The sequence below is a fragment of the Nitrospirae bacterium YQR-1 genome, assembly GCA_039908095.1.
GTDB lineage: Bacteria > Nitrospirota > Thermodesulfovibrionia > Thermodesulfovibrionales > Magnetobacteriaceae > Magnetomonas.
The window spans coordinates 1-6,120 of record JAMOBJ010000056.1 but is presented as its reverse complement, the minus strand read 5'-3'; the positions used below and the strand labels follow the sequence as shown (position 1 = coordinate 6,120).

At 40.0% G+C, this 6,120-nt stretch carries 5 protein-coding genes and 1 pseudogene; 5 read left to right on the top strand and 1 reads right to left on the bottom strand.

What is annotated here, in order from left to right; all coding sequences use genetic code 11:
- The first annotated feature begins 356 nt into the window (after window positions 1–356).
- A complete protein-coding gene (locus tag H7844_15685) occupies window positions 357–2,231 on the top strand; it encodes a methyl-accepting chemotaxis protein (protein ID MEO5358721.1) in 1,875 nt (624 codons plus the stop codon).
- A gap of 47 nt (window positions 2,232–2,278) precedes the next feature.
- On the opposite strand, the gene H7844_15680 is transcribed toward H7844_15685, so the two are convergent.
- Window positions 2,279–3,583 (bottom strand): nucleotide sugar dehydrogenase, encoded by a 1,305-nt coding sequence (locus H7844_15680; GenBank protein MEO5358720.1) that lies wholly within the window; start codon window positions 3,581–3,583, stop codon window positions 2,279–2,281.
- 55 nt (window positions 3,584–3,638) lie between these two features.
- On the opposite strand from H7844_15680, the gene rsmD reads away from it, so the two are divergent.
- The 4 genes and pseudogenes from rsmD (at window position 3,639) to H7844_15660 (ending at window position 6,113) form a co-directional block, all read left to right on the top strand.
- Window positions 3,639–4,202 (top strand): 16S rRNA (guanine(966)-N(2))-methyltransferase RsmD, encoded by a 564-nt coding sequence (gene rsmD, locus H7844_15675; protein MEO5358719.1) that lies wholly within the window; start codon window positions 3,639–3,641, stop codon window positions 4,200–4,202.
- 30 nt (window positions 4,203–4,232) lie between these two features.
- Window positions 4,233–4,733: a pantetheine-phosphate adenylyltransferase gene (gene coaD / locus H7844_15670; protein MEO5358718.1), complete on the top strand. Its 501-nt coding sequence runs from the start codon at window positions 4,233–4,235 to the stop codon at window positions 4,731–4,733.
- A 35-nt stretch (window positions 4,734–4,768) separates the two neighbouring features.
- A complete protein-coding gene (locus tag H7844_15665; GenBank protein MEO5358717.1) occupies window positions 4,769–5,656 on the top strand; it encodes an EamA family transporter in 888 nt (295 codons plus the stop codon).
- Window positions 5,657–5,887: 231 nt separating this feature from the next.
- Window positions 5,888–6,113, top strand: a pseudogene (locus H7844_15660) (transposase domain-containing protein).
- Window positions 6,114–6,120: the final 7 nt, after the last annotated feature.

The window sequence follows — 6,120 nt, the reverse complement described above, 5'->3', positions numbered from 1 at the left end:
TTACGCTTTCCCTCAAGCAGCCCTTCTGTTAATCCTTCCTGTTTTCCCACAAGCATTCCTTCAGTCAATCCTTCCTGAAAAAGCGCACTCTCTCTTACATCAATTGTTATAGGCATCTTTTTTACCTCCTCACTTACTTTCTGTGATAGTTTCCGAAATTCAACGCCTCTTTATCTCTTAATATAAATCGACTACGATAACTTAAAATAACATAACTGGAGTGATTGTGTAATTTTTGTTTTGCTAAAAACCGGACATTTTCACTTTTCTATTACACTGAGCCGCAAATCACTTGCTTTATAAATTCATTTAAAGTTAGAATAACAGCTAAAGGCGGCAGCAAAGGAGGTATTAAGATGGCAACGACGGTATTTTTAGAAAATGTTAAATTCAGAAATAAACTATTATTGATGCTGATAGTTCCATTTTTATGTTTGACATATTTTTCATTAAGCATATTTATCGAAAAAACAAGCATCTTAAACCGTATGGATGCACTTTCAAAGCTCTCGACACTTGCAGTGAAGACCAGTGAGGTCGTACATGAACTTCAGAAAGAGCGCGGTAACTCCGCCGGCTTTTTAGGGAGTAAGGGGGCAAAATTCGGTTCGGAATTAAACTCTCAGCGAGCTGAGACAGATAAAAAATTAAGCAAATTAACAGAATACTTAAATAACTTTGATACAGATTATTACGGAGAGACCTTTAAAGGTAATTTAAACGGAGTAAAGGACAATCTAAACGCCCTGAAAAGCAAAAGAGCTTCAATAGATTCGCTAAACATACCTTTACCGGAGGCATTAGGCTACTATACAGGAACAATAGCGAAAATGTTGGACCTCATAGGGGGAATGCCTAAGTTAACAGAAAACGCCGAATTGTCTCAAACGGTGTCGGCTTACGTTAATTTCCTACAGGCAAAGGAAAGGGCTGGTCAAGAACGGGCTGTTATGAGTAACACCTTTTCAGCCGGGAAATTTACAGATGGAATATATTTTAAGTTTGTTTCCTTAGTCTCAGCTCAAAACGTATTTATTGATGTCTTTAATACATTTGCAACAAAGGAACAAGTGGAGTTTTATAAGAGCAAGGTTACAGGCTCTACAGTAACCGAGGTCGAGCGTATGAGGAAAGTTGCAACAGACAAGGCATATGAGGGCAATTTCGGAATCGACCCGCTATATTGGTTTAAAACCATAACTGAAAAGATCAATATAATGAAAGAGGTAGAGGATAAACTGTCACAAGACTTAAATAATAAAGCAGAGGGTTTGAAAGGCACGGCTAAGACTCAATTGACTATCCTGCTTGTAATAATAACAGTAGCATTTTTAGTTTCTCTTTTATTTGCATATATGATAATGAAGGGAGTGTTGCAACAAATAGGGGGTGAGCCCGGCGTGGTAGTTGAGATAGCTAAAAGAGTTGCCGGCGGTGATTTAACTATAGACGGAAGCGCGCAAAGCACAGGACTCTACAAGGCGGTTCTCGAGATGGTGGAAAATCTGAAGAAGATAGTTATGGAAGTAAAGGAAATCTCGGACAGGGTTGGTACCGGAAGCAAACACCTAAATGACACTGCATCCCAAACATCAGAGGGTGCCATAGAGCAAGCGGCCTCCGTTGAGGAGACCTCATCGAGTGTGGAGCAGATGGCGGCAAGTATAAAAAAGAATGCAGAAAACTCTGTTCAGACTGAAAAGATTGCCATTACAATAGCCAAAGATGCAATAGAGGCCGGCAATGCGGTAATGCAATCAGTAGAGTCAATGAAGTCAATAGCAGAGCGGGTCATGGTTATCGAGGATATTGCCAGGCAGACTAACCTCCTGGCCTTAAATGCAGCAATCGAGGCAGCTCGAGCGGGCGAATATGGAAAGGGTTTTGCGGTAGTAGCCTCAGAGGTAAGAAAACTGGCGGAGAGAAGCCAATCGGCTGCCGGGCAAATCAACACAATATCCGCCTCAAGCATTCAAATTGCAGAAAAAACCGGAACAATGCTAAAAGAACTCGTACCGGGTATTCAGAAAACAGCTGAACTTGTTCAGGAAATAACTGCTTCAAACAGGGAACTTGACATAGGGGCGGAACAGATAAACAAGGCTATTGCACAATTAGACCAGGTAATACAGCAAAATGCCGGCATGTCTGAGGAACTCTCGGCAACAGCAGAGGATCTCTCAAACCAGGCTGGTCAACTACAGGATTCGGTAGCATTTTTCAAAACTTAAATCTATCTGATACGGAGAATATGCTTTTATCAAAAACATAAAGGGCGTTATGCGCGGATTACATTTCCTCTGGTGTCTGTATCTTTTTTAATTAAATTTCTGGTATCAACAATAAGTTTGCAGTGCTGCACTATAAATTTTGCATCGTACAGAGTATGGTCTGTTGCTATTACAACACAGTCAAAGCTATCCAGGGTTTCAGCCGTTAACGGCACTGATTCCTTTTCAATATTGTACTTTCTGGTCTTTCCCACTTTTGGTATGTAAGGGTCATTATAACTAACATGTGCTCCGTTTGTTTCAAATAACTCCATCAGCTTTAAAGAGGGAGATTCCCTGAGATCATCCACGTTTTTTTTGTATGCCATACCAAGGATGAGAATCTGTGAGTTTTTTATGGTTTTACCATACTCTCCGAGTGCCTTAATGGTCTTTTGTAAAACATAGTATGGCATATTAGTGTTTATCTCACCTGCCAGCTCTATGAACTTTGTAGTCACATCATACTCTCTAGCTTTCCATGTTAAATAAAAGGGATCAATTGGAATACAATGCCCTCCAAGCCCAGGGCCTGGATAAAAAGGCTGAAAACCAAACGGTTTTGTCTTAGCCGATTCGATTACTTCCCATATGTCTATCCCCATACGGTCAAAGAGCATCTTAAGTTCATTAACCATGGCTATGTTTACGGCCCTGTAGATGTTTTCAAGAAGCTTGGAGGCTTCAGCCACTTTAGTAGATGAAACCGGTACTGTGGCAACCACTATTGTGTCATACAGTGCCCTTGTAACTTCCAGACAGCGGCTTGTAAAGCCTCCAACCACCTTTGGAATTGTTGCGGTAGAGTGGGTTTCGTTATTGGGATCCTCACGCTCCGGCGAGTATGCCAGATAGAAATCCTCACCGGCTTTTAATCCTGATTTTTCAAGTATAGCCCTCATGTCCTCATCTGTAGTGCCTGGGTAGGTTGTTGATTCCAATACTATGAGCTGACCCTTCTTAAGTTTTTTAGCAATTTCCTCAGATGTTTTGAAAACGTAGCTCAGGTCCGGTTCCCGGTATTTATTCAGAGGAGTAGGCACGCAGATTAAAATACAGTCCATTTGAGCAAGCAGTGAAAAATCCGCATAGGGTGAAAATGCAGGCATTATCTCAGTTATCGTCTGTTGCGGAATGTGTTTTATATAGCTCCTACCGGCTTTGAGAATTTCAACCTTCTTTGGGTCAACATCAAATCCGGTTACTTTAAAACCAGCACGGCAAAACTCTATAACAAGCGGTAAACCCACATATCCAAGACCGATTATTCCAACTCTTGCTTGTCTTGTCTTTATCTTTTCAAGTAATTCCATTTTAAATCCCTCGGAAGATGTTATTATAACATAATCAGAAAGAATAATTTAAAATATGGGAAAAGTTAAAATAATTGGTGGCACGCATAAGGGTAGGTGTATTACTGCGGCAGTAAACAAAACACTGAGGCCGACCTCTTCAAAAGTGCGTGAATCTGTTTTCAACATTCTCAGAGATGTAATTCAGGGCTGTAGCTTCCTTGATCTGTATGCCGGAAGCGGTGGGGTAGGGTTAGAGGCTTTAAGCAGGGGGGCTCAGAGGGTTGTGTTTGTGGATAAAAGTGTAAAGACAATTGAGACCATTACCAGTCTGCCATTGTTTAAAATCGGCGGTACATCTGCCGCTTATATAGGAGATGCCCGCAGTGTTTTAAAAAAACTTGAAAACATGGGCGAGACTTTTAACTGTGTTTATGTTGACCCGCCATATTATTCCTCTGAAATTGAAAACATACTGCCGCTGTTGTCTGTCTCTAAGGTGTTAACTGTTGGTTCATATGTTTTATTTGAACATCCGGAAAAAAAATCCCTGCCTGAGTCAATCGGCTTTCTTACTAAAAAGAAAAAATACAAATATGGTGATACTTTATTAACTGTGTATGAATTTTTTCAGGATTAAAATACTTCTAATTGTGTATAATCTCTGAGTATGGACAGGCTGGCTATATACCCCGGCACGTTTGATCCCTTTACAAACGGGCATCTTGACATTGTAACAAGAAGCATAAGGCTTTTTGACGGTCTAATCATAGCGATAGCGACAAATCCAAAGAAAATCCCGCTATTTTCCGTGTTGGAGAGAAAAGAACTCATACTCAGTTGCACAAGGCATCTGGACAAAATAATCGTGGATAGTTTTGAGGGACTTGTGGTTGAATATGCAGAGCTTAAAAAGAGCAGTGTTATCATAAGAGGGCTGAGAGCCGTCTCAGATTTCGAATATGAACTACAGATGGCATTAATCAACCGGCGGCTAAATCAAAATGTTGATACTATTTTTAAGATGCCCTCTGAGGAGTATTCTTTCCTGACCTCAACTGCCGTCAAAGAGATAGCCTCTTTGGGCGGATGTGTGGATGGTCTTGTGCCGCCGCCGGTAAAAGCGGCACTGCAAAGAAAATTTAAAACAATCAGTGTAATTGATGATTAAAATATCTAAAGTTTTACGTTAGTTTAATAAGTATAATGATCTATTATTTCTACATAATCCTTGCGATGGTAATATGGAGTTCACTTGGTGTTTTTATAAAGATTTCTAATTTATCAGTTGCAACGATAGTGTTTTATCCTTCTGTAATATCGGTCTTGCTTCAACTGCCGATGTTTCTAAGTAAGAGAAAGCGTCAGGAGTTTCCGTCTCTGAAGAGGATTTCCCTGTTGGGATTAGTGAGCTTGATAGTACTTGCTAATACGTACATGTTTTTTCTTGCATATTCACTTACAACCATATCAAATGCAGTGTTTACGCACTACATAGCGCCTGTAATTGTGGCGGCTCTTTCACCGTTTTTTCTTAAAGATAGACTTCATGTTTCTATTTTTATATCAATTGCTATAGCCACATTTGGGCTTTGGTTAATTTTAAAAGATGTATCAGTTATTGATGTTATTACTGAGGGGGTATCAGATAAGAATCTTATAGGTATAATCTCCGGATTGGTTTCCGGTGTGATGTATGCAGTGTTGGTTATAGTCTTAAAACTCTATATGGGCATGTATAACCGGTACATTATTATTTTTTTGCAAAACACGTTTGTTTCGCTGTTTCTGTTGCCATTTGTTTCACTGCCGCCCAGGCGCTATATTTGGATATTGGTGGTAGTAGGGATTTTCCACTCAACGATAGCCAATCATCTGTACTACAAGGGGCTGGAAAAAGTGCAGGCGTGTAAAGCGGCAATTTTAGGTTATATTGAGCCGGTTGGTGCAGTGCTTTTCGGTATAATTTTTCTTTCGGAGGAAGTTAATGTATTTTCACTTATCGGCGGTACTATGATTATCATATCGGGATATATCGTTATCCGGCAAAAACTGGATGATACAAAGTGCACTCCGGCAAGTATCCAAAACTGAAAAGCATATAAAGAGAGTTTCTCCATGCTGCAAATACCAGGCAAGAACTAACTGATTTACAGACTTTCGATACATTCCCCAACTCTATTGCTAAGTTCAACACTCCCAATTTGTTTCTTATCAGCTTGTCATTCATCTGTAGATTCTCCTAATCAAATTCTCTCTTAATTATTAGGAGAAATTATACACCTTTTTACACTCCTCTGTCCGATTTAATCGTAGCTACTCCATATCAGACCTTTTGTGCTGGGACGTAAGAATTGGCTGTTCTCCGGGCACCCTCGTGGCGCGGCAGGCCAGTGCTGCCTTATACAGCCTGATAGAAACCGCAAAGGCAAATAAACTTGAACCTTATAGATATTTGACATACATATTTGAACATCTGCCTTATGCTAAAGATGAAAATGATTACAAACTCTTGCTCCCACAATATATTGACCGTAATCTTATGCTATAAAATCACG

What these genes read in the sequence shown, in the direction of transcription:
- rsmD (MEO5358719.1), top strand. Translation starts at nt 3,639, where the DNA reads ATGGGAAAAGTTAAAATAATTGGTGGCACGCATAAGGGTAGGTGTATT.
- H7844_15680 (MEO5358720.1), bottom strand. Translation starts at nt 3,583, where the DNA reads ATGGAATTACTTGAAAAGATAAAGACAAGACAAGCAAGAGTTGGAATA.
- H7844_15665 (MEO5358717.1), top strand. Translation starts at nt 4,769, where the DNA reads ATGATCTATTATTTCTACATAATCCTTGCGATGGTAATATGGAGTTCA.
- coaD (MEO5358718.1), top strand. Translation starts at nt 4,233, where the DNA reads ATGGACAGGCTGGCTATATACCCCGGCACGTTTGATCCCTTTACAAAC.
- H7844_15685 (MEO5358721.1), top strand. Translation starts at nt 357, where the DNA reads ATGGCAACGACGGTATTTTTAGAAAATGTTAAATTCAGAAATAAACTA.